Origin of the sequence: uncultured Sphingorhabdus sp. (genome assembly GCF_937872355.1) — a bacterium.
Lineage (GTDB): Bacteria > Pseudomonadota > Alphaproteobacteria > Sphingomonadales > Sphingomonadaceae > Sphingorhabdus_B.
This window is the reverse complement of the sequence record NZ_CALMSV010000266.1, coordinates 1-2553: the sequence shown is the minus strand read 5'-3', so window position 1 is coordinate 2553 and position 2553 is coordinate 1. Positions and strand designations below refer to the sequence as shown.

3 protein-coding genes and 1 pseudogene are annotated in these 2553 nt (G+C 57.1%); all 4 read right to left on the bottom strand.

Annotated features, from left to right (window positions below):
* Positions 1–655: pseudogene (locus Q0239_RS17055) on the bottom strand (conjugal transfer protein TraB); the annotation flags it as partial.
* The gene (locus Q0239_RS17050) at positions 652–1449 is read right to left on the bottom strand and encodes a type-F conjugative transfer system secretin TraK (RefSeq protein WP_298605091.1); all 798 of its coding nucleotides are present in this window, start codon (positions 1447–1449) and stop codon (positions 652–654) included. The gene Q0239_RS17050 and the pseudogene Q0239_RS17055, both read right to left, overlap by 4 nt.
* Positions 1449–2024: a TraE/TraK family type IV conjugative transfer system protein gene (locus tag Q0239_RS17045; protein ID WP_298605090.1), complete on the bottom strand. Its 576-nt coding sequence runs from the start codon at positions 2022–2024 to the stop codon at positions 1449–1451. The genes Q0239_RS17050 and Q0239_RS17045 overlap by 1 nt, the downstream gene beginning before the upstream one ends.
* 2 nt (positions 2025–2026) lie before the next feature.
* Positions 2027–2311 (bottom strand): type IV conjugative transfer system protein TraL, encoded by a 285-nt coding sequence (gene traL, locus Q0239_RS17040; protein ID WP_298605088.1) that lies wholly within the window; start codon positions 2309–2311, stop codon positions 2027–2029.
* Positions 2312–2553 lie beyond the last annotated feature (242 nt).

Sequence of the window (2553 nt, the reverse complement as noted above, 5' to 3'; positions counted from 1 at the left end):
CTTCCAGGACCGAGGCCGTGCGCAGTTCGCCAACCGCCGCGATCGCGGCCTGTCCTGCGGCAGTAGGCGGACCTTTCCCGTTCTGCGCATAGGTCCCCGCCGAACCGGGACCATAAAGCCCATTCGGTCCAGCACCCTGCATGACAGGAGACGCCTTGGCTGCGGCGACCGCTGCCTTCAGCTGCGCATTTTCCTGCTGATAAGCCGATATGATATTCTTGGTTTCCTGGTCCGGCTCTCCGCCCGGCGGAACATAGCCTGGAGTCATGACCGGAGCTCCGCCCGGCCCAATTCCGTTCTGCCCGGGAGCCATCAATTGACCCTGCATAGCCCGCTGCCTGTTTTCCATTTCATTGAAACGGGCTTCGGACCGCGACATCCATTCCTTTTCTGACATGTTGCGGTTGACGAGATCATCGACCGCCACTTCAGTGGTTGCGGCATCGACATTTTTATCGCTGCTCGATCCCTCGCCGAGGATGTAATAGGAGCCGAAGATCAGAATGACGCCAGCGCCGATCGCAAGGAGCTTCATCTGCTTCTTGCGAACGTCTTCATTCACGGCCATCGAATCGCCAAGGGGCGAGAGCTCATCGCCAGCTGCAGGGCCGTCGAGGACTTTGGGTCCTTTTTGCCAGGGAAACTTGAAATTCATTGCGACCCTCCGTTCCTCTCAACGAGATAGATTGTGGTAACCTGGGCTGGAGGAAGCACATCGAGCGCGGCGGAGAATGCGACGATGCCCTTGCCGGCGATCGTATTCTCATCAAGCTTGAGAGGCTTATCCCCGAGATTTTTGACCCGCAAAATGCGGCCCGACACGTCCGCGCCGCGATATTCGCCGATGATTTGCAGCTCGACATTGTTCAGCTGCCTTGGCTCAAGCGACGATTGCGAAATGCTGAAGCCTGGAACCTGCTCCCAACTTTGCATCGCGCTTACCAGGCGCATCGCGGTGGCTTCCGGGGTTGTACGCGCCTCCCAGTCGGCCGCCTTGTCGCTGTTGATCGCGAGGTTGGTCACGAACACCTGTTCGGAATCTGCTCCTCCCGGCTTGCAGACGAATTTATAGACAAAGCCCTTGTCGCTGATGCCGAAGAAGTTGATTGACGGCTTTGAATAGCCTTCGGGGATCGAGAGATAGATATCGCCCCGCTTGGGATCATGAACGACCTTGAAATCTTCTGTGGGAATGCCGGTATCGGCCTTCGAGATCGATACGAATTGATCGCCGACGAGGCTGATCCGAGTAAGATCCTTGGCAGAAGCGATGCAGTTGACCTGACTGTTATCGGTGGCGGCCAGATTTTGATCAGCAAATGCTGGCGTTGCCAACAAAGCGAAACCCACCCCAGCAAGAACGGCTCCTGCCACCCGCGTCGTAATCATCGAAGGCCGCAGTGCAAGCAACGCTCCGAAGCCCAAAGAACCATATGCGACTTCCGCCATCACTGCTCTTCCTTTCCGGTTTTGTCGTCTTTCTTGGCGAGACCAAAACCGGCGAGCTTCAACGACACGCCGTTGTAGGTCCAAATATATTTGAAGGTCTTGGCCTCGGCCGACACTTCCTTCTGGCCAACGATAGTGTGCAGAACGCCGTTCACTTCGCTGGTCAATGTGGCGGGATGGACCCCCATCCGCTCCATTGAGGGATATTGGGAAACGGTCGAGCGCCTCTGCTCTTCAAAGACACGCATCAAATCAGCCTTTAGCTTGTCGTGGGTCCGGGGATCAGCGATGTCGAGCACCTGGTCCATCCAGAATTGCAAATTCTCTGGCGACCGATTGAGCGTGAGCATCGCTGTATCGCGCGTAACCAGCTCAAGATATTCCTTGGGCACATTGTCGGTGGTGAGAGCCAGCGGCCGAGACAAGATTGGTTGCAGGATGATTTCACGTTCGCTGTTCGCTGCAGCTGTTGAAAGAAGGACCGTTGCACCCAGCAACAGGAGCGAAAGAAGACCAAGCAAGTTGCGCTGCTTCAAATAACGCTGCGACTGCGCATGTGTGTGTGCAAGTTCCATGATTATCCTGCCATGATGCGAAGATGTGAGGGTGGCGTTGCCTTCAGCCGCATGAAGGACCCGGGGAGATGCCAATATGCGGTATGAACAATCCAGGAGACGGCACGCCCAGCTTTAAGCTTGCGAAGCACCCACCAACATGCACAAGCGAGTAGCAGGCCCATGATGATGTGCTGGGAAAGTATGCCCCAAACGAACGGTATGATCATCGCGAGAAACTCGTCGAGCGTCCAAAAGCCGATGAGCTCGGGATCATCCAGTCGTTGCGGAATGACATATTGCTGCATGACAACACCACCCTCAAGGAGCCGAACCCGGACGCGCTGGTTGAGTCGCTAATGTCCGGGCCCGGCAGGGGGAGAGACCCGAGGCGCTTAAAGCGTCCCGGTGACCGTCGAGGTGACGATCGGAATACCGGTGCCGGCACCAACGCCGACGCCGACCGGGATCGCGATCTGGCCGAGACGGAACTGACCGGACGCCATCGCGACGACACCGCCTGCCAGCGACAGAACGGTGATGATCCGGC

Excerpts from the sequence above, each read along its gene's own strand:
- Q0239_RS17050 (WP_298605091.1), bottom strand. The coding sequence starts at position 1,449 with ATGGCGGAAGTCGCATATGGTTCTTTGGGCTTCGGAGCGTTGCTTGCA.
- Q0239_RS17045 (WP_298605090.1), bottom strand. The coding sequence starts at position 2,024 with ATGGAACTTGCACACACACATGCGCAGTCGCAGCGTTATTTGAAGCAG.
- traL (WP_298605088.1), bottom strand. The coding sequence starts at position 2,311 with ATGCAGCAATATGTCATTCCGCAACGACTGGATGATCCCGAGCTCATC.